Origin of the sequence: Streptomyces sp. NPDC021562, from assembly GCF_040640875.1 — a bacterium.
Taxonomy (GTDB): Bacteria; Actinomycetota; Actinomycetes; order Streptomycetales; family Streptomycetaceae; genus Streptomyces.
Genome location: NZ_JBFACN010000012.1, coordinates 68,869 through 87,374, shown reverse-complemented (window position 1 = coordinate 87,374; position 18,506 = coordinate 68,869). Strand labels below are relative to the sequence as shown.

18 protein-coding genes are annotated in these 18,506 nt (G+C 71.8%); 10 read left to right on the top strand and 8 right to left on the bottom strand.

Features of this window, described 5'->3' with window-relative positions:
• The first annotated feature begins 18 nt into the window (after positions 1 to 18).
• Positions 19 to 1,239 (top strand): tetratricopeptide repeat protein, encoded by a 1,221-nt coding sequence (locus tag AB0G52_RS20115; protein WP_361337614.1) that lies wholly within the window; start codon positions 19 to 21, stop codon positions 1,237 to 1,239.
• Between the two features lie 26 nt (positions 1,240 to 1,265).
• Here AB0G52_RS20115 and AB0G52_RS20110 read toward each other — a convergent pair whose 3' ends face one another.
• The 3 genes from AB0G52_RS20110 to AB0G52_RS20100 form a co-directional block, all read right to left on the bottom strand.
• Positions 1,266 to 1,730 (bottom strand): VOC family protein, encoded by a 465-nt coding sequence (locus tag AB0G52_RS20110; RefSeq protein WP_361337612.1) that lies wholly within the window; start codon positions 1,728 to 1,730, stop codon positions 1,266 to 1,268.
• 31 nt (positions 1,731 to 1,761) lie between these two features.
• Positions 1,762 to 2,664: an EamA family transporter RarD gene (rarD, locus tag AB0G52_RS20105; protein WP_361337804.1), complete on the bottom strand. Its 903-nt coding sequence runs from the start codon at positions 2,662 to 2,664 to the stop codon at positions 1,762 to 1,764.
• A gap of 213 nt (positions 2,665 to 2,877) precedes the next feature.
• Complete coding sequence (locus AB0G52_RS20100) at positions 2,878 to 3,732, bottom strand: SDR family oxidoreductase (protein WP_361337610.1); 855 nt, start codon at positions 3,730 to 3,732, stop codon at positions 2,878 to 2,880.
• Between the two features lie 92 nt (positions 3,733 to 3,824).
• On the opposite strand from AB0G52_RS20100, the gene AB0G52_RS20095 reads away from it, so the two are divergent.
• Complete coding sequence (locus tag AB0G52_RS20095; protein ID WP_361337608.1) at positions 3,825 to 4,193, top strand: helix-turn-helix domain-containing protein; 369 nt, start codon at positions 3,825 to 3,827, stop codon at positions 4,191 to 4,193.
• Positions 4,194 to 4,254: 61 nt separating this feature from the next.
• On the opposite strand, the gene AB0G52_RS20090 is transcribed toward AB0G52_RS20095, so the two are convergent.
• From AB0G52_RS20090 to AB0G52_RS20070, 5 genes are all read right to left on the bottom strand, one after another.
• Positions 4,255 to 5,316: a 2-oxoacid:ferredoxin oxidoreductase subunit beta gene (locus tag AB0G52_RS20090; RefSeq protein ID WP_132890254.1), complete on the bottom strand. Its 1,062-nt coding sequence runs from the start codon at positions 5,314 to 5,316 to the stop codon at positions 4,255 to 4,257.
• Entirely contained in the window at positions 5,309 to 7,249 is a 1,941-nt protein-coding gene (locus AB0G52_RS20085) for a 2-oxoacid:acceptor oxidoreductase subunit alpha (protein WP_361337606.1), read from the bottom strand. Before AB0G52_RS20085 ends, AB0G52_RS20090 begins: the two co-directional genes overlap by 8 nt.
• 199 nt (positions 7,250 to 7,448) lie before the next feature.
• A complete protein-coding gene (locus tag AB0G52_RS20080) occupies positions 7,449 to 8,156 on the bottom strand; it encodes a response regulator transcription factor (protein ID WP_360562959.1) in 708 nt (235 codons plus the stop codon).
• Between the two features lie 166 nt (positions 8,157 to 8,322).
• Positions 8,323 to 9,693 (bottom strand): sensor histidine kinase, encoded by a 1,371-nt coding sequence (locus tag AB0G52_RS20075; RefSeq protein WP_132890252.1) that lies wholly within the window; start codon positions 9,691 to 9,693, stop codon positions 8,323 to 8,325.
• 154 nt (positions 9,694 to 9,847) lie between these two features.
• Positions 9,848 to 11,038: a sensor domain-containing protein gene (locus AB0G52_RS20070; RefSeq protein WP_361337603.1), complete on the bottom strand. Its 1,191-nt coding sequence runs from the start codon at positions 11,036 to 11,038 to the stop codon at positions 9,848 to 9,850.
• A 253-nt stretch (positions 11,039 to 11,291) separates the two neighbouring features.
• Between AB0G52_RS20070 and AB0G52_RS20065 the strand changes: the two genes are divergently transcribed.
• From AB0G52_RS20065 to AB0G52_RS20030, 8 genes are read left to right on the top strand one after another with little or no spacing between them, the layout of a single operon-like run.
• Positions 11,292 to 11,702, top strand: a complete 411-nt coding sequence (locus tag AB0G52_RS20065) for an NADH-quinone oxidoreductase subunit A (RefSeq protein ID WP_361337601.1) — start codon at positions 11,292 to 11,294, stop codon at positions 11,700 to 11,702.
• A complete protein-coding gene (locus AB0G52_RS20060) occupies positions 11,693 to 12,340 on the top strand; it encodes an NADH-quinone oxidoreductase subunit B family protein (protein ID WP_361337599.1) in 648 nt (215 codons plus the stop codon). The genes AB0G52_RS20065 and AB0G52_RS20060 overlap by 10 nt, the downstream gene beginning before the upstream one ends.
• A complete protein-coding gene (locus AB0G52_RS20055; RefSeq protein WP_361337597.1) occupies positions 12,337 to 13,953 on the top strand; it encodes an NADH-quinone oxidoreductase subunit C in 1,617 nt (538 codons plus the stop codon). Before AB0G52_RS20060 ends, AB0G52_RS20055 begins: the two co-directional genes overlap by 4 nt.
• A complete protein-coding gene (locus AB0G52_RS20050) occupies positions 13,950 to 14,918 on the top strand; it encodes a complex I subunit 1 family protein (protein ID WP_361337595.1) in 969 nt (322 codons plus the stop codon). Before AB0G52_RS20055 ends, AB0G52_RS20050 begins: the two co-directional genes overlap by 4 nt.
• Positions 14,918 to 15,487: an NADH-quinone oxidoreductase subunit I gene (locus AB0G52_RS20045; protein ID WP_132890246.1), complete on the top strand. Its 570-nt coding sequence runs from the start codon at positions 14,918 to 14,920 to the stop codon at positions 15,485 to 15,487. The genes AB0G52_RS20050 and AB0G52_RS20045 overlap by 1 nt, the downstream gene beginning before the upstream one ends.
• Positions 15,484 to 16,125, top strand: coding sequence for an NADH-quinone oxidoreductase subunit J (locus AB0G52_RS20040; protein ID WP_361337593.1), 642 nt, complete (start codon positions 15,484 to 15,486; stop codon positions 16,123 to 16,125). Before AB0G52_RS20045 ends, AB0G52_RS20040 begins: the two co-directional genes overlap by 4 nt.
• Positions 16,125 to 16,511: an NADH-quinone oxidoreductase subunit NuoK gene (nuoK, locus tag AB0G52_RS20035; protein WP_132890244.1), complete on the top strand. Its 387-nt coding sequence runs from the start codon at positions 16,125 to 16,127 to the stop codon at positions 16,509 to 16,511. The genes AB0G52_RS20040 and nuoK overlap by 1 nt, the downstream gene beginning before the upstream one ends.
• The gene (locus AB0G52_RS20030; RefSeq protein WP_132890243.1) at positions 16,508 to 18,502 is read left to right on the top strand and encodes an NADH-quinone oxidoreductase subunit L; all 1,995 of its coding nucleotides are present in this window, start codon (positions 16,508 to 16,510) and stop codon (positions 18,500 to 18,502) included. The genes nuoK and AB0G52_RS20030 overlap by 4 nt, the downstream gene beginning before the upstream one ends.
• Positions 18,503 to 18,506: the final 4 nt, after the last annotated feature.

Genomic DNA, 18,506 nt, shown 5'->3' with positions numbered 1-18,506 from the left:
CCGGGGGAATGAGGGCCGATGTCCCGACTCAGCCGCGAGACGAAGCGGGAAGCGCAGCAGGACGCCGAGCCGGCGGAACCGGTCGAGGTCCGGGTGACGGGCGCCGCCGCGACCGTGGACGGCGTACCGCTGTTTCCGGCGCCCGGCGAGGAACCGCAGCAGACGGTCCTCAACCACCTGCAGCGGCTCGCCCGCGCCACCGGCCGTCCCGTCCTCGCCACCGTCCACGACGCCCGGATCGGGTTCGTCGTCCGCCTCCGGGTGAACCTGGACGGCTCCAGCAGCTTCACCGGCGACCCGGTACGGATGGCCGCGCCCGGGGAGGCGCACACGGCGGCGCCCGTGCAGCCCGAGGCGGCGGACCGGCAGCCCCGCGCGGACCGGCAGCCCCGCGCGGACCGTCAGGCGCACGCGCACCGGGGGACCCCGTTTCCGCGGGCCGTCGACGTTCCTGCGGACACCACGCCCGCGGACCCGGTGGCCCTCGGCACGGTCCGGCCGCCGACCGGGGTGTTCGGCCCGCCGCCCGCCATGGACGGAACGCCGAGCGCCATGGACGGGACGCCGAGCGCTGGGGGAGTGACGCCCGCCCCGGCGGTCGCGCCGGCGCACGCCGTCACCGAACTCCTGCCGACACCTCGCCCGGAACCCCTCCTGGCTGCCGACGTCGTCCGTGCCCTCGACCCCGACCCCGGCCACACCCCCGCCCGCGGGTTCGACGCGGTCGCCGAGGAGGTGCTCGGGGACGAACCCGTGACCGTGACGGTGGAGGGGGCCGCGCTGCTCACCGCATCGGTGGCGCGGATCAACGAGGCCGTCAGGACGGGCCGTATCGAGGCGGCCGCCGAACTCGCCGAGCACACCGTCGCCGAGGCCCGGGCGGCGTTCGGCGACGGCCACACCGAGGTGCTGCACCTGCGCGGCCTGACCGCGTACATCGCCTACCTGGCGGGTGACCCGGAGCGCGCCTTCCACCTCTCCCTCGACGTGGCCCGGCAGCACCGGCGCGCGGGCGACGCCGAGGGGGCGTACGGCAACGTGCGCAGTGCGGCGACCGCCTGGCGCGCGGTGCGCGACCCCGAGCAGGGGCTGCGCCTCGGCCGTGACCTGATCGACCTGTGGGCGCAGCTCACCACCGAGGAGGGCCCGGCGGCCGGTGACATCGAGGAACTGGACTCGGCCCGCACCCGGATGGGCCGCCTGACGGAACGCGCCCGCCGCGCGGCGGAGAACGCCTGAGCCGCGTCAGGCCCGGCGCGCCCGGGTCAGTGGACGCAGAACTCGTTGCCCTCCGGGTCGGCCATCACGGTCCACGCGCCGGCCGGCTCGGAGACGTGCCGCAGGACGGTCGCGCCCAGCGCCTCCAGCCGTGCCACCTCCTGCGACCGCCTCCCCTGCGCGGCGTGCAGGTCGATGTGGAGCCGGTTCTTGCCGGACTTCGCCTCCGGCACCCGCTGGAAGAGCAGGCGCCGCCCCAGGCCCGTCCCGCGCTGCTCGTCGTACGGGTCGTCCGGGTGCCGTACGGCGATGAGGTCGCGGAAGGCCGGGCGGCCGTGGTGCTCCACGGTGGCCGCGCCGGGCAGCGCGCCCAGCTCAAGCAGGTGTTCGACGAGCGCGCTGTTGTCCTCGGTCACGTAGTGCAGCGCGGCGGCCCAGAAGTCGGCCTGCCCGTGCGGGTCGCGGGCGTCGACGACGAGCTTCCAGTGCAGGGGTGCGGGCGTCTGCGTCATGCCGCCCACTTATAGCCGACGGACGTGGGGCTCACACCGGAGTCGCGGGAGTCTCCGCCGGCGGTGCGGTGGGCCGTGGTACGGAGGCCGCGGCGAGAGCCCGTGCGGCCCGGCGGGCGGTGCGCAGCGCGTCCCAGGTGAGCAGGGAGAGGGCGAGCCAGACCAGGGCGAAGCCGGCCCAGCGTTCCACGGGCATGGCCTCGTGGAAGTAGAGGATGCCGCAGAGGAACTGGAAAACCGGCGCCAGGTACTGGAGCAGGCCCAGCGTGGAGAGCGGGACGCGGATCGCGGCGGCGCCGAAGCAGACCAGCGGGACGGCGGTGACGACGCCGGTGGAGGCGAGCAGGGCCGCGTGCCCGGTGCCGTCGTTCAGGAAGCTGGACTCGCCGTGGCCGGCCAGCCACAGCAGATAGCCGAGCGCGGGCAGGAACTGGATGGCGGTCTCGGCCGCGAGGGACTCGACGCCGCCGAGGTTGACCTTCTTCTTGACGAGACCGTAGGTGGCGAAGGAGAAGGCGAGGGTGAGGGAGATCCACGGCGGTTGTCCGTAGCCGACGGTCAGGACGGCGACCGCGGCGAAGCCGATGCCCACGGCCGCCCACTGCGCGGGCCGCAGCCGTTCCTTCAGCAGCAGCACGCCCATGGCGATGGTGACCAGGGGGTTGATGAAGTAGCCCAGGGAGGCCTCGACGACGTGGCCCGCGTTCACGGCCCAGATGTAGACGCCCCAGTTGACGGTGATCACGGCGGCGGCCACCGCCACCAGGGCCAGCCGGCGCGGTTGCCGCAGCAGTTCGCCGGCCCAGGCCCAGCGCCGTACGAAGGCCAGGGCGACGGCCACGAAGGCCAGGGACCACACCATCCGGTGGGCGAGGATCTCCACCGACCCGGCGGGCTTCAGCAGCGGCCAGAACAGGGGGACCAGGCCCCACATCCCGTAGGCCGCGATGCCGTTCAGCAGTCCCGCCCGCTGCTCGCCCTTCGATTCACCCCTGGATGTCTCGACGCCCTCCGATATCCCGGCCACCGGTCCTCCTCGTCCCCTGGTTCAGCACACCTGGACGAAGGTAACGCCGGGCACCCCGGTCTGTCATGGCCGTATCGGCATACGGTCATGACAGACCGGGGTGGGGTCGCCGGGGGCGGGTCAGCTCTTGAGTGCGGCGGCGAGGGTCTCCGAGAGCGGGGTGGTCGGGCGGCCGGCCAGCCGGGAGAGGTCGCCGGAGTCGACGACCAGCTCGCCCCTGGCGATCGACTCGTCGACGCCGGCCAGCATCGCGGCGAAGAACTCGGGCACGCCGGCGCCGGTGAGGATGGACTGGAGCACCTCGCCGGGCACGGAGTTGTAGACGATCTCCTTGCCGGTCTGCTCGGCGATCAGGGCCGCGTACTCGGCGAAGCTCCAGGCGGTGTCGCCGCCCAGCTCGTACGTCTGGTTCTCGTGGCCCTCGCCGGTCAGCACGGCGGCCGCGGCGGCCGCGTAGTCCGCGCGGGAGGCCGAGGAGACCCGGCCCTCACCGGCGGCCGCGACGACGGCGTTGTGCTCCAGGACCGGGGCGAGGTTCTCGGTGTAGTTCTCGTGGTACCAGCCGTTGCGCAGCAGGGTGTACGGCAGGCCGGAGGCGAGCAGCGCCTTCTCGGTGACCCGGTGGTCGTCCACCAGGCCGGCCTTCAGGCTGCCCGGGGCGCTGGTGTACGCGAGCAGGGCCACACCGGCCGCCTTGGCGGCGTCGATGACGACCTGGTGCTGGGCCGGGCGGCCCTTGTCGAACTCGTTGCCGGAGATCAGCAGCACCTTGTCGCCCGCGGCGAACAGGCCGTCGAAGGTCTCCGGGGCGTTGTAGTCGGCGACAGCGATCTTCACGCCCTTGGCGGCGAAGTCGGCGGCCTTGGCCTCGTCGCGCACGACGGCGGTGATCTGCTCGGCCGGGACCTTCTCCAGCAGCTGGTTCACGACGTGGCGGCCGAGCTGGCCGGTGGCTCCGGTGACAACGATGCTCATGGTGGGCGATCTCCTTGTGGGGTTCCGTTGTCACTAACCCTAGGGCGTGCGCTAACCAAACGAAAGTACCCACTTTGAAGTAAGGTACTGGCATGACCGTAAGCGCCCGCGTCCCCGAGGCGATGTGCCCTCAACGGCTGGTCCTGGAGCACGTCACCAGCCGCTGGGGCGTCCTGGTCCTCATCGAACTCCTCGACCGCCCGCACCGCTTCAGCGAGCTGCGCCGTGCGATCGGCCGGGTCAGCGAGAAGATGCTCACCCAGACCCTCCAGACGCTGGAACGCGACGGCCTCGTCCACCGGGACGCGCACCCCGTCATCCCGCCCCGCGTCGACTACTCCCTCACCGGCCTCGGCCGCGAGGCGGCCCGGCAGGTACGGGACCTGGCCCGGTGGACCGAGCGCCGGATGGCCGACGTGGAACGCGCGCGCGAGGCGTACGACGAGGCCAGGAAGGCCTGAGACCGCAACGCGCCGCGGGGCCCGGACGCGCCGTCCGGACCCCGCTCGCAGCCCGTCAGGATCAGCCGACGACCGTCCAGGTGTCGCCGCCGGCCAGCAGCGCCGCGAGGTCGCCCTTGCCGTGCTGCTCGACCGCGGTGTCCAACTGCTCGGACATCTGGACGTCGTAGACGGGCCGTGTCACCGAGCGGAAGACGCCGACGGGCGTGTTGTGCAGGGTGTCCGGGTCGGCCAGCCGGGACAGCGCGAAGGCCGTGGTGGGGGACGGGGAGTGGGCGTCGTGGACGAGGATCTCGGACTCGTTGTCCGCGGTCACGTCGACCACCGTCAGGTCGCCTGTCAGGCGGTCCCGTACGACCCCGCGCGCGCCGTCCGCGCCGAAGCGGATCGGCTTGCCGTGCTCCAGGCGGATCATCGCCTCCTCGGCCGACTGCTTGTCCTTGAGGGCGTCGAAGGCGCCGTCGTTGAAGATGTTGCAGTTCTGGTAGATCTCGATCAGGGCCGTGCCCGGGTGGGCGGCGGCCGCCCGCAGCACCTCGGTCAGGTGCTTGCGGTCGGAGTCGATGGTGCGCGCGACGAAGGACGCCTCGGCGCCGATCGCCAGCGACACCGGGTTGAACGGGGCGTCCAGCGAACCCATCGGTGTCGACTTGGTGACCTTGCCGACCTCGGAGGTGGGGGAGTACTGGCCCTTCGTCAACCCGTAGATGCGGTTGTTGAAGAGGAGGATCTTCAGGTTGACGTTGCGGCGCAGCGCGTGGATGAGGTGGTTGCCGCCGATGGACAGGGCGTCACCGTCACCGGTGACCACCCACACCGACAGGTCCCGCCGGCTGGTGGCCAGTCCGGTGGCGATCGCCGGCGCCCGGCCGTGGATGGAGTGCATCCCGTAGGTGTTCATGTAGTACGGGAACCGGGAGGAGCAGCCGATCCCGGAGACGAAGACGATGTTCTCCCTCGCCAGCCCCAGTTCCGGCATGAAGCCCTGCACGGCCGCCAGGATCGCGTAGTCACCGCAGCCCGGGCACCAGCGCACCTCCTGGTCGGACTTGAAGTCCTTCATGGACTGTCTGGCCTCGGCCTTGGGCACGAGCTGGAGCAGTCCGTCGGTGACGTCAGTCATGGATGGCCTCCTTGAGCGCCGCGGCGAGCTGCTCGGCCTTGAACGGCATGCCGTTGACCTGGTTGTACGAATGCGCGTCCACCAGGTACCTCGCCCGGATGAGGGTGGCGAGCTGACCCAGGTTCATCTCGGGGATCACCACCTTGTCGTAGGCCCTCAGCACGGTGCCGAGATTCTTCGGGAACGGGTTCAGGTGACGCAGGTGCGCCTGCGCGATCGGCTCACCGGCCGTCCGCAGCCGTCGTACCGCGGCCGTGATCGGTCCGTACGTCGAACCCCAGCCCAGCACCAGCGTGCGCGCGCCGTCCGGGTCGTCGACCTCGATGTCGGGGACCGTGATGCCGTCGATCTTGGCCTGCCGGGTGCGGACCATGAAGTCGTGGTTGGCCGGGTCGTAGGAGATGTTGCCGGTGCCGTCCTGCTTCTCGATGCCGCCGATACGGTGTTCGAGACCGGGCGTCCCGGGGACCGCCCAGGGACGGGCGAGGGTCCCGGGGTCGCGCTTGTACGGCCAGAAGACCTCGGTGCCGTCGTCCAGGGTGTGGTTGGGTCCGCTCGCGAACCGCACCCGCAGATCGGGCAGCTCGGTCAGTTCCGGGATCCGCCAGGGCTCGCTGCCGTTGGCCAGGTAGCCGTCCGACAGGAGCATCACGGGCGTGCGGTACGTCAGCGCGATCCGGGCCGCCTCCAGCGCCGCGTCGAAGCAGTCGGCGGGGGTGCGCGGGGCGATCACCGGGACCGGCGCCTCGCCGTTGCGGCCGTACATCGCCTGGAGCAGGTCCGCCTGCTCGGTCTTGGTCGGCAGCCCGGTGGACGGCCCGCCCCGCTGGATGTCGACGACCAGCAGCGGCAGCTCCAGGGAGACCGCGAGCCCGACCGTCTCCGCCTTCAGCGCCACCCCGGGACCGGACGTCGTCGTCACCGCGAGCGAACCGCCGAAGGCCGCCCCCAGCGCCGCACCGATACCGGCGATCTCGTCCTCGGCCTGGAAGGTCCGCACGCCGAAGTTCTTGTGCTTGGACAGCTCGTGCAGGATGTCGGAGGCCGGGGTGATCGGGTACGACCCGAGGAACAGCGGCAGCTCCGCCTGCCTGCTCGCCGTGACCAGGCCGTAGGCCAGGGCCAGGTTCCCGGAGATGTTCCGGTAGGTGCCGACCGGGAACGCGGTCGTCGCCGGCGCGATCTCGTAGGAGACCGCGAAGTCCTCCGTCGTCTCGCCGAAGTTCCAGCCCGCGCGGTAGGCCGCCAGGTTGGCGTTCATCACCTCGGGCTTGCGGGCGAACTTCTGCTTGAGGAACTTCTCCGTGCCCTCGGTCGGCCGGTGGTACATCCATGACAAGAGGCCGAGCGCGAACATGTTCTTGCTGCGCTCGGCCTCTTTGCGGGTGAGGTCGAAATCCTTCAGTGCCTCCACTGTCAGCGTGGTCAGCGGCACCGGATGGAGGCTGTAACCGTCGAGTGAGCCGTCATCCAGGGGCGAGGTGTCGTAGCCGACCTTCTGCATCGCCCGTTTGGTGAACTCGTCCGTGTTGACGATGATCTCCGCGCCCCGCGGCAGGTCGCCGATGTTGGCCTTCAGCGCGGCCGGGTTCATCGCGACCAGCACGTTCGGCGCGTCACCCGGGGTGAGGATGTCGTGGTCGGCGAAGTGCAACTGGAAGGACGACACCCCCGGCAGCGTGCCTGCCGGGGCCCGGATCTCGGCCGGGAAGTTGGGGAGGGTCGAAAGGTCGTTGCCGAAGGACGCCGTCTCCGACGTGAACCGGTCGCCGGTGAGCTGCATACCGTCGCCCGAGTCCCCCGCGAACCGGATGATCACCCGGTCCAGGCGCCGGACGGACTTCACGCCGCCCGGCCTGCGCTGCTCTCCGACGACGGTCCCGTCGGCGGTTCCATCGGCCTGTTCCGTTGTCCTGCTGACCTGGCTGGTCACTGAACTGGACCTCCTTCGAGGCGGCTGCCGGGGCCTGGCCGTCCCACGGACCATCCCACCTTCAACCCTACGTCGGTTAGGGTCGCCTTCCCGTACCTGCTCGCATACTGGACGGCACTTCGAGACGACCTGTCGCCCTGACTTGTCACGATTTTCCCTCCCCCTGGCTGCCTTACGGTGCCGACACGGTGTCCGCCCGTCAGGAGTTCAGATAGGTGAGAACGGCCAGAACACGCCGGTGGTCACCGTCGCTCTGGGAGAGGCCGAGCTTGAGGAAGATGTTGCTGACGTGCTTCTCGACGGCTCCGTCGCTGACGACCAGCTGCCGGGCGATTGCCGAGTTCGTCCGTCCCTCGGCCATGAGCCCCAGCACTTCCCGCTCCCGTGGGGTCAGCCCGGTCAGCACGTCCTGCTTGCGGCTGCGTCCGAGCAACTGCGCCACCACCTCCGGGTCGAGCGCCGTACCCCCGTCGGCGACCCGCACCACCGCGTCGACGAACTCCCGCACCTCCGCGACCCGGTCCTTGAGGAGGTAGCCCACGCCCCGGCTGGACCCGGCCAGCAGTTCGGTGGCGTAGCGCTCCTCGACGTACTGCGACAGCACCAGCACCCCGAGCCCGGGATGCGCCTTGCGCAGCTGTACGGCGGCCCGCACCCCCTCGTCGGTGTGCGTCGGCGGCATCCGGACGTCCGCCACGACGACGTCCGGCAGCGCGCCCTGCGCGTCCAGCTCGGCGATGGTCTTGACCAGTGCCTCCGCGTCTCCGACGCCGGCGACGACGTCATGCCCCCGGTCGGTCAACAGCCGGGTCAGCCCCTCCCTGAGCAGCACGGAATCCTCGGCGATGACCACCCGCACCCTGTCCTCCACGATCTCGCGGCCCCCCACACCCCGTCCGGCGTACATGCCTGCCCTGTCCGAAAGTCCAGCATTCCAGCATTCGGATCGCTGTGCCTGCGGGTAGGGGAGGACGCGAGCCAAAATCGAGTGGCGGCGACGCGGGCCTGAGGGGGCCGGTCCCCAGGAGTACGGGGGTGCCGAGGGGGAGGGGCGGCGGGGCGGAGCCGTGTCCTCAGCGCCGCCAGGGCAGCTCCGCCGTCACCCGGGTGGGCCCGCCCGCCGGAGAGTCCACCACCAGGATCCCGTCGACCGCGTCCAGCCGCTCGGCCAGCCCCGCCAGCCCCGATCCCTTGGTCGTGTCGGCACCCCCCACCCCGTCGTCCACCACCTGCAGCATCAACCGGTCCTCGCTCCGCCACACATCCACCGTCACCTCACTCGCGCGCGCGTGCTTGCTGACGTTCTGCAGCAGCTCGGACACGGTGAAGTACGCGATCCCCTCGATGGCCGCCGCGGGCCGCTCCACCAGGTCGACCTCCACCCGCACCGGCACCGTGCAGCGCGAGGCGACCGAGGACAGCGCCGCGTCCAGCCCCCGGTCGGTCAGCACCGCCGGATGAATCCCACGGGCCAGATCCCGCAGCTCCTGCAACGCGGTCTTCACCTCACCGTGCGCCTCGTCCACCATGCGTGCCGCGACCTGCGGGTCCTCCCGCACCTTCTCCTTCGCCAGCCCCAGGTCCATGGCCAGCGCGACCAGCCGCGCCTGCGCCCCGTCGTGCAGGTCCCGCTCGATCCGCCGCAGGTCGGCGGCGGCCGTGTCGACGACCACCCCCCGGTCCGACTCCAGCTCCACCACCCGCGAGGCCAGCTTCGACGGCCCCAGCAGCCCGTGCACCATCACCCGGTCCACCATCGTCAGCGCCCGCACGATCCACGGCGTGGCCAGTGTGAAGAGCAGCCCCACCAGCACCGTCACGGTGATCTCGAACGGGTTGTCCACGTAGACGCTGTGATGCGCGTCGCCGTAGAGCTGGAGCCCGCCCTGCCCGACGTACACCGGGAACACCCAGAACCACAGCGGATACGTCAACAAGGCCCAGCCGTACACCCACAGGTTGAGCGCGACGACGAACGAGAACATCGACCAGGGGAACTGGAGCACCGCGTACAGCAGGTGACGCCAGGACGTGCCGCTCTTCAGCACCGCGCCCGTCCAGGCGAAGAACCCCGGCTTGCGCATCCGCAACGGCTCCGGGTCCGCCACCTCCAGCCGCAGCAGCCCCCGCGCGCGTGCCCGCTCCAGCGCCCCGAGACCCCGGCATCCGGCGAGGGCCACCGCCAGCAGCGGGATCCCGACGAAGGTCACCAGCAACCCGACGCCGAGGGACAGCATCGTCACGGTCCACACGAACAGCGCGACACCGACCGGAAGGCCCGACAGCACGTAGCCGAACTCACGCAGGCTGCGCGCCTCGAACGGCGCCCGCAGCACGGCGGGCACCCGGCGCCGACGCTCCTCGTAGGGCTCGTACGGCCCGTGGCCGTGGCCGTACCCGCGCTCCTGCCCGTACCCGTGTGCCTGTCCGTACTCCGTGGCCATCGCCGCCGTCCCGTCCTGTCCCAGTCGCCTCGGCCCTGTCCTGCCGTACCTCCACCCTGCTGCGCCGCAGGCGCACGGACCATGGAGTCCGTCGGCGTCTTGGACGGGGGGTTTTCCCCACCCCCCGGTCCGCTCCCCGACCGGCCCCTCCGTCCTACGACCGGTCGCGCCAGGGCAGCTCGGCGGTGACCGTCGTGGGGCCGCCGTCCGGCGACACGACGAGGAACAGGCCGTCGACCGCGCCCAGCCGGTCCGCGAGCCCCCGCATGCCGGTGCCACGGTCCAGGCTCGCCCCGCCCCGCCCGTCGTCCCGTACCTGGATCATCAGCCGGTCGTCGGCGCGCCACACGTCGACCGAGGCGCTGCGCGCACCGCTGTGCTTGCTGATGTTCTGCAGCAGTTCGGAGACGGTGAAATAGGCGATGCCCTCGATCGCGGGCGCCGGTCTGGCCGGCAGATCGGCGGTCACCTGCACCGGCACCGTGCACCGCGAGGCGACCGAGGACAGCGCCGCGTCCAGCCCCCGGTCGGTCAGCACCGCCGGGTGGATGCCCCGGGCCAGATCGCGGAGCTCCTGGAGAGCCAGCTTCACCTCGCCGTGCGCCTCCTCGACCATCGCGGCGGCCGCGTCCGGATCCTCCAGCAGCTTCTCCTTCGCCAGGCCGAGCCCCATCGCCAGATTGACCAGGCGGGCCTGCGCGCCGTCGTGCAGATCCCGCTCGATCCGCCGCAGATCGGCGGCCGCCGTGTCCACGACCACCCCCCGGTCGGACTCCAGTTCGGCGATCCGGCGCTCCAGTTCGTCGGACGGCGACAACAGGCCGCGGACCATCGCCCGGTCCACGTTCGCCAACCCGCGCGCGAGGAAAGGCAGCACCGGCCACAGCACGAACAGCGAGGTCAGCGTCACAGCGAAGGTGAGCACGCCCCAGGGCAGCCGGATGAAGTCGTACAACAGCGTCCGCCAGCCCACCGGGTCCTTGAGCGTCATCCACAGCCGCTGCGAGCCCGCGCCGCGCTTCCCCCACGGCAGCGGCGTCGGCTCCTCGACCCGCACCCCCAGCAGCGCACGCGCGCGTGCGCGTTCCAGCTTCCCCAGCTGCCGGGCGCCCAGCAGGGTGGCGGCGAGCAGCGGGATGCCGATCACCGTGATCGTCAGGATGCCGCTCGCCCACAGCGTCGTCATCACGTAGACGAAGCCGAACAGCGACATCGGCAGGTTCAGCAGAAGGTGCGCGATCTCCTTCCAGGTGTGACCGTCGAAGGCGAAGCGCACGGGCGGCAGCCGCTCAGGGTCGTCTCCGCCGTCGACGGAGCTGGGGGATCGGGGCACGGGTGCGGTCATACGCGCCAGCGTGCCGTGTGCCGTCACGCCGCGCCATGGAGTTCGCCGCCCCGGTCACCCTGGGGAAAACCCCACCAGTGGCCTCACGCAACGGGTCCCACGGTGCGACGGGGCTGCTTACCGTCCCTTTATCAGGGCCTAGACTCCCGTGCGTACAGATCGTCGAATCAGGAGTTGACCGAGGTCACGCACCGAGGTCGGGACAACGGGCCGGACCGGGTCCGCTGTCTGTCGAGGGAGTGAGGGGCGGACGATGCGGGAGACGGTGGGTGGTGAGCCGACCGTGGCCGTCGCGGCGGGCTACTTCGCGTCCTACTCGGTCGTGGGGTTGCTGACCGTCGTCGGCGTGCTCTTCGTCGCCGTCGCCTTCGGGGCCGGCCGGCTGCTGCGCCCGGTGGTCCCCAGCCCCGAGAAACTCCTCACCTACGAGTGCGGCGTCGACCCCGTCGGCGAGGGCTGGGCCCACACCCAGGTCCGCTACTACGTCTACGCCTTCCTCTACGTCATCTTCGCCGTCGACTCGATCTTCCTGTTCCCCTGGGCGACGGTCTTCGCCGCCCCCGGCTACGGCGTGGCCACGCTCGTGGAGATGTTCATCTTCCTCGGCTTCCTCACCGTCGGCCTGCTGTACGCATACAAGAAGGGCGTCCTGACATGGACGTGACGCCGGAGCCCGTCCTGCTGCCGGAACCCGCTGTTCCCCCCGCGGAAGGCAGCGGGAAACTGGGCGCGCTCGCCCGCCTCGCCCCCGAGCCCATGAAGGTCGTCCTCAACTGGGGCCGCCGCTATTCGCTCTGGGTCTTCAACTTCGGCCTCGCCTGCTGCGCGATCGAGTTCATCGCCGCGTCGATGGCCCGCCACGACTTCATCCGCCTCGGCGTGATCCCCTTCGCGCCGGGCCCTCGCCAGGCCGACCTGATGGTGGTCTCGGGGACGGTCACGGACAAGATGGCCCCGGCGGTCAAGCGCCTGTACGAGCAGATGCCCGAGCCGAAGTACGTCATCTCCTTCGGCGCCTGCTCGAACTGCGGCGGCCCCTACTGGGACTCCTACTCCGTCACCAAGGGCGTCGACCAGATCATCCCGGTCGACGTCTACGTCCCCGGCTGCCCGCCCCGCCCCGAGGCTCTCCTCCAGGGCATCCTGAAACTCCAGGAGAAGATCGCGGCCGAGTCCCTCCGCGACCGCTACGGCGCCCAGCGCCCCTCCGCCGCGGCCCTCCAGAGCGGCCTGGTGCACCCGCCGGCCCCGGGGACGGAGACGGGGACGGAGACGAGGACGGGGGAGGGGGACACCCGATGACCCCCACGACCGGCTGGCTGCCGGCACCCGTCGAGGAACTCTTCGGCCCGGACGCGACGGCCGAGGAGTCCTACGGGGTTCTCACCGTCGACGTCCCGCCGTCCTCCTGGCCGACCGCCCTGGAAGTCGCCCGTACGACCCTCTCCTGCACCTACTTCGACTGGCTGAGCGCGGTCGACGAACCCGGCACCGGATTCCGCGTCTGTGCCCATGTCGTCGCCCTTGCCCCGGCGCGCCGCCTCCTGCTGCGCACGACCGTGCCGCACGCCGACCCCGAACTCCCGTCCGCCGTCGGCGTCTACGCGGGCGCCCGCTGGCACGAACGTGAGACCCACGAGATGTTCGGCGTCCGCTTCACCGGTCACCCCGGCCTCGACCACCTCCTCCTCCCGGAAACCTTCGAGGGCCACCCCCTCCGCAAGGACTTCGTGCTGGCCGCCCGCGTCGCCAAGGCCTGGCCCGGAGCCAAGGAACCTGGCGAGTCCGACCACGGCGGCCCCAAGCGCCGCCAGATGCTCCCCCCGGGCGTCCCCGACCCCAACGAGTGGGGCCCTCTGAAGGGCCAGCTCCCACCCGCCCCCGCCCGTCCGGCCCGAACCGCCGGCACCCGCCCGCCCGCCGCGGCCGGCGACCGCCCGGTACGACGCGCACGCACGGCGGCCGCGGGCTCGGCGAGCCTGCCGACCGAACCACCCACGACGACGGACACATCCGAGCCACCCACGACGACGGACGTGGCTGGGCAGGTTCCGGGGGCGGGCGCGGCTGCGCAGGTTCCGGGGGCGGGGGCCGCTGGGCAGGCCCCGGCGGCAGGGCCGACGCCGTCCGAACCCCGGCCGGCGACCACTCCACGCCGCTCGCGCACGGCGAGCGCCGGGTCCGCTTCCCAGCGGGCGGCGGCCGGAGAGCAGCCGCCCACCCCCGCGCGCCGCTCGCGCACCGCGAGCGGCGGGTCCGCCTCTCAGCGGGCGGCGGGGGAGGCGGAGACGGCCGCGAAGCAGGCCTCTGCGGAGGAGATCCCCGGGGAGCAGGCGTCCCCGGAGCCGTCCTCCGTGGAGGAGACCGCTCCGGCGCCCGAGCGGTCGGCGGCTCCCCGGGGACCACGCCGAGCGCGTACCGCCTCGGGTGGTTCCGCTTCGCAGCGCGCGCAGGAGGCGGCACCGTCGACGGAACCGGCCGCCCCGCCCCGCCCCGCGCGCAGCGCGGACGCGCCATGGCACCACGCCCGTCCGGCCTTCGACGAACCGGAACCCGCCGGGCGGCCCGCGACGCCGACCGAGCCGTCGGGGCCGACCGAGCCGTCAGGGCCGTCGAGGCCGCCGGTGGGTCGACCCGGCGCCGAGGAGGGTCCCGTCTCCGACGGCGCGGCACCTGAGGAGCCGGGTACCGCGGCCCCGGCCTCGGACGTCCCCGCAGCCAGCGCCCCTCCGGCCTCTGAAGCCCCCGGCACCGAGACATCCGCCCCCGAGCAACCCGCCCCCGAGAAACCCGCCCCCGAGAAACCCGCCCCCGAAAAGGCCGCCCCCGACCACGCCGGTCAGGACCAAGCCGGTCACGACCACGCCGATCCCGACCAACCGCCCCGAGACGACCGCACAGGAGGCTCGCAGTGAACGGCGCTCTGGACGTCGCCCTGCGACTCGTCGTCGTGTTCGTCGTCTTCCTCACCTTCCCCCTGATCGTCGGTCAGACCGAGCACAAGGTGATGGCCCACATGCAGGGCCGCCTCGGACCGATGTACGCCGGCGGCTTCCACGGCTGGGCCCAGCTGATCGCCGACGGTGTGAAGTTCGCGCAGAAGGAGGACGTGGTCCCGGCGGGTGCGGACCGCCGTGTCTTCCAACTGGCGCCTGCGGTGGCCCTCCTCCCCTACCTGCTCGTGCTGCTGGCCATCCCGATCGGGCCCGGCGAGGGAGCCGTCGGTCAGGTCCTGGACGCCGGTGTGTTCTTCGTGCTGGCCGTCATGGGCGTCGGCGTCCTCGGCTCGCTCATGGCCGGCTGGGCCAGCGCCAACAAGTTCTCCCTCCTCGGCGGCCTGCGTACCGCCGCTCAGCTCCTCGCCTACGAACTGCCGATGCTGCTCGCCGCCGCCTCCGTGGCGATGGCGGCCGGCACGGTCTCCCTGCCGGGCATCGTCGGCGCCTTCCACTGGTGGTGGCTGCCCTGGCAGATCACCGGTGCGCTGGTGTTCTTCGTCGCCGGCCTCGCGGAGCTCCAGCGGCCCCCGTTCGACATGCCCGTAGCCGATTCGGAGATCATCTTCGGCGCCTACACCGAGTACACCGGCCTGCGCTTCGCCCTCTTCCTGCTCGCCGAGTACGCCGGGATCGTCGTCCTGTGCGGTCTGACCACCGTCCTCTTCCTGGGCGGCTGGCACGGCCCGTGGGGTGCCGACGGTCTGGGCTGGCTGTGGACCCTGCTGAAGACGGCACTCCTGGCCTTCGTCGTGATCTGGCTCCGCGTCACCTACCCCCGCCTGCGCGAGGACCAGCTGCAGAAGTTCTCCTGGACCCTCCTCGTCCCCCTCTCCCTCGCCCAGATCGCCCTCACCGGCATCGTCAAGGTGGTGATCTCCTGATGGCCCCCGTTCCTGGCTCCGGCCTCGCCAAGGGTCTGGCCGTCACCCTGCGCACGATGACCCGCAAGTCGGTCACCGAGCAGTACCCGGACGCGCTTCCCGACCTCCCGCCCCGCACCCGGGGTGTCATCGGCCTGTTCGAGGAGAACTGCACGGTCTGCATGCTCTGCGCCCGTGAGTGCCCCGACTGGTGCATCTACATCGACTCCCACAAGGAGACCGTCCCGCCGGCGGCCCCCGGCGGCCGTGAACGCAGCCGCAACGTCCTGGACCGCTTCGCCATCGACTTCTCCCTGTGCATGTACTGCGGTATCTGCATCGAGGTCTGTCCTTTCGACGCCCTGTTCTGGTCCCCGGAGTTCGAGTACGCGGAGACCGACATCCACGAACTCACCCACGAGCGGGACAAGCTCCGCGCATGGATGTGGACGGTCCCCGCCCCGCCCGCCCTCGACGCCGGTGCGGAGGAACCGAAGGAGATCGCCGCCGCCCGCAAGAGCGCCGAGAAGCTCGCCGCCGCGCAGGCGCAGGCCGCTCGCGACCCCGAGCCGGGGGAGGGGGAGGCATGACCGCCCTCGCCCAGACACCGCACGGCTTCCTGTCCCCGACCGGCGTGGAGGTGGCCTTCCTGCTCGTCGGCCTGGTCACCTTCGGCGCCGCGCTCGTCACGGTCACCACCCGCCAGCTGGTGCACGCCGCCCTCTGGCTGGTGGTCGCCCTCGGTGGTCTCGCCGTCGAATACCTGCTGCTCACCGCCGAGTTCATCGCCTGGGTGCAGGTCCTCATCTACGTGGGTTCCGTCGTCGTCCTCCTTCTGTTCGGTCTGATGCTCACCAAGGCCCCCATCGGCCGGTCCCCGGACGCCGACTCCGGGAACCGCTGGTTCGCGCTGGCCGTCGCCGTGGCCGCGGCCGCCGCCCTCGTCTGGGTGGTCGTGGACGCCTTCCGCACCACCTGGATCGACCTGGGCGGCCCCGCAGCCGGCTCGACGAAGGTCACCGGCGCGAGCCTGTTCCAGAACTGGGTCCTGCCCTTCGAGGCCCTCTCCGTCCTCCTCCTCGCTGCCCTGGTCGGGGCGATCGTCCTGTCCCGCAAGGCGAAGACGGATCCGTCCCCGCCCCCTGTGAACGGACGGGTCGTCACGCAGAGTTCCCCTCCGGTCACGGATTCCGGGATTCACCCGATCGAGCAGGAAGGCGCCCGCTGATGCACCTCGCCTATCCCGCCGTTCTCTCCGCTCTTCTCTTCTGCACCGGCCTGTACGGCGTCCTCGCACGCCGCAACGCGATCCTGGTCCTGATGTCGGTCGAGCTGATGCTCAACGCCGTCAACCTGAACCTCGTCGCCTTCGACGTCTGGCTGAGCAAGGCGGCCCGGGACACCCTGCACTCCGGTCAGGCCCTGACGCTGTTCACCATCGCCATCGCCGCCGCCGAGATCGGCATCGGCCTAGCGATCGTCCTCGCCGTCCACCGCAACCGCGGCACCTCCGACATCGACCGGCTCCGCGACACCGCCGAGGGCCATGAGGAAGGAACGGCCGGCCCGCCCACGGACGGGACGGCCGACGAGAAGGCTGAGGCCACCGCGTGACCACGACCACCCTCGCCGTCCTCGTCCCCCTCCTGCCGTTCCTCGGCGCCGTGGCCGGTCTGCTCCTTGGGCGCACGGCTCCCGGGTTCGTCCGCCCGCTCGCGGTCCTGCCGACGCTCGCCGCGCTCGCCCTCGCCTGCGCGGTCGCCTGGGACCAAGGCGGCGGCCGGGCCGTCGAGGCGCACACGCAGCTCACCCCGACCGGCTCGGTGCCGATCGAACTCGCCCTGGACGTCGACGGCTTCGCAGCCCTCGTCGCCGTCCTGGTCGCCTTCGTCGCCACCTGCGTGCAGATCTACTCGACCGGCTATCTGCGCGACGACCCGCGCTACCCGTCGTACGCCGCCCTCGTCTCCCTCTTCACCTCCGCGATGCTGCTGGTCGTCTACTCCGGCGACCTGATCGTGCTGCTGGTCGGCTGGGAAGTCATGGGCATCTGCTCCTACTTCCTCGTCGGCCACTACTGGGAGACCCCCGAGGCACGCGCCGCCTCCCTCAAGGCCTTCCTGGTCACCAAGCTCGGTGACGTGCCGTTCCTGATCGGCCTGTTCGCGCTGGCCACCGACGCCGGGTCGTTCCGCATCACCACGATCCTCAGCGCCGTCGCGGACGGCGGCCTGCACCACCCGACCCTCGTCGGCCTGCTCCTCCTGTGCGGTGTGGCGGGCAAGTCGGCGCAGTTCCCGCTGCACACCTGGCTCCCGGACGCCATGGCCGGTCCGACCCCCGTCTCCGCGCTGATCCACGCCGCGACCATGGTCGCGGCCGGTGTCTACTTCGTCGCCCGGCTCCTTCCGGTCTTCGAGGCCAGTGCGGCCGTGATGGTCGTCCTCGCCGTGATGAGCGCCGTCACGATGACCGGTTCGGCCCTCGCCGCCCTCGCCCAGGACGACATCAAGCGCGTCCTCGCCTACTCGACGATCGGTCAGCTCGGCTACATGACGGGCGCCCTCGCCGTCGGCGACCGTGGTGCCGCCGTCTTCCACCTGCTGTCCCACGGAGCCTTCAAAGCGCTCCTGTTCCTCGCGGCCGGTGTGATCATCCACGCCGCCGGCACCAACTCGCTCGCCGTCATGTCCCGGACCTCCGGACTGCGCGAACGAGTCCCGGACGCCTACTGGACGATGACCGTGGCGCTGCTCGCGCTCGCCGCGATCCCGCCCTTCAGCGGCTTCTTCTCCAAGGAGTCGGTCCTCGGCGCCGCCGAGCACGCGACGAACGGCCACGCCGAGCACGTCCCCGGCAGCGCCGGCTGGATCGTCCTCGTCGCCGGTCTCGTCACCGCGTTGCTGACCGCCGCCTACGCGACCCGGCTGTGGCTGCTGGCCTTCCGGGGCCGAGGGACCGAGGCCCCGGACCACGGCAGGCAGCCGCTGTCCATGACGGTGGTGCTGTGGGTGCTGGCCGTCCCGTCCCTGGCCTTCGGCGGGTTCGCCTACCGCTCGCTGCCCGGCTGGTTCGACGGCCGTGCCCTCACCCCGACCCTCGCCACCTCGGTCCTTGGCACCGGCCTCGCGCTGGCCGGTGGTCTCGTCACCTACGGCGCCTGGCAGCGCACCCGGACGTCGGCGGCCCGGGTCCCGCTGGGTGCCGTCGCCGCGCACCCGGAGGGCGACGCGGGTCAGGTCGAGGCCGAGGCCATCGCCGCCCACGCCCCGGCGTTCGGCGACGTGGCCTACGCACCCGACCCGGCCGACCCGGGCCGGTTCCTGCTCGGCCCGCTGCACCGGCACGCGGCCGAGGGCTTCCACCTGGACGCCCTGTACGGCGTCCTGTTCGTCCGCCCGGTCCTGGCCGCCGCGAGCCTCGTCCAGTTCCTCGACCGTGAGGTCGTCGACACCTATGTCCGTGGGGCGGGTGCCCTGCCCCGCCTGCTCGGCGCCGCCGTGCGGCGCGCCCAGACCGGCAACGTCCAGACCTATGTGAGCGCGCTGCTCGCCGGCACCGTCGTCCTGGCGGTCGCCGTCCTCCTCGTCGCCACGGGAGTGTGAGCAG

Excerpts from the sequence above, each read along its gene's own strand:
- AB0G52_RS20075 (WP_132890252.1), bottom strand. The coding sequence starts at position 9,693 with ATGGCCACGGAGTACGGACAGGCACACGGGTACGGGCAGGAGCGCGGG.
- AB0G52_RS20070 (WP_361337603.1), bottom strand. The coding sequence starts at position 11,038 with ATGACCGCACCCGTGCCCCGATCCCCCAGCTCCGTCGACGGCGGAGAC.
- AB0G52_RS20060 (WP_361337599.1), top strand. The coding sequence starts at position 11,693 with ATGGACGTGACGCCGGAGCCCGTCCTGCTGCCGGAACCCGCTGTTCCC.
- rarD (WP_361337804.1), bottom strand. The coding sequence starts at position 2,664 with ATGTGGGGCCTGGTCCCCCTGTTCTGGCCGCTGCTGAAGCCCGCCGGG.
- AB0G52_RS20100 (WP_361337610.1), bottom strand. The coding sequence starts at position 3,732 with ATGAGCATCGTTGTCACCGGAGCCACCGGCCAGCTCGGCCGCCACGTC.
- AB0G52_RS20095 (WP_361337608.1), top strand. The coding sequence starts at position 3,825 with ATGACCGTAAGCGCCCGCGTCCCCGAGGCGATGTGCCCTCAACGGCTG.
- AB0G52_RS20040 (WP_361337593.1), top strand. The coding sequence starts at position 15,484 with ATGACCGCCCTCGCCCAGACACCGCACGGCTTCCTGTCCCCGACCGGC.
- AB0G52_RS20080 (WP_360562959.1), bottom strand. The coding sequence starts at position 8,156 with ATGTACGCCGGACGGGGTGTGGGGGGCCGCGAGATCGTGGAGGACAGG.
- AB0G52_RS20055 (WP_361337597.1), top strand. The coding sequence starts at position 12,337 with ATGACCCCCACGACCGGCTGGCTGCCGGCACCCGTCGAGGAACTCTTC.
- AB0G52_RS20065 (WP_361337601.1), top strand. The coding sequence starts at position 11,292 with ATGCGGGAGACGGTGGGTGGTGAGCCGACCGTGGCCGTCGCGGCGGGC.
- AB0G52_RS20115 (WP_361337614.1), top strand. The coding sequence starts at position 19 with ATGTCCCGACTCAGCCGCGAGACGAAGCGGGAAGCGCAGCAGGACGCC.
- nuoK (WP_132890244.1), top strand. The coding sequence starts at position 16,125 with ATGCACCTCGCCTATCCCGCCGTTCTCTCCGCTCTTCTCTTCTGCACC.
- AB0G52_RS20090 (WP_132890254.1), bottom strand. The coding sequence starts at position 5,316 with ATGACTGACGTCACCGACGGACTGCTCCAGCTCGTGCCCAAGGCCGAG.
- AB0G52_RS20110 (WP_361337612.1), bottom strand. The coding sequence starts at position 1,730 with ATGACGCAGACGCCCGCACCCCTGCACTGGAAGCTCGTCGTCGACGCC.
- AB0G52_RS20045 (WP_132890246.1), top strand. The coding sequence starts at position 14,918 with ATGGCCCCCGTTCCTGGCTCCGGCCTCGCCAAGGGTCTGGCCGTCACC.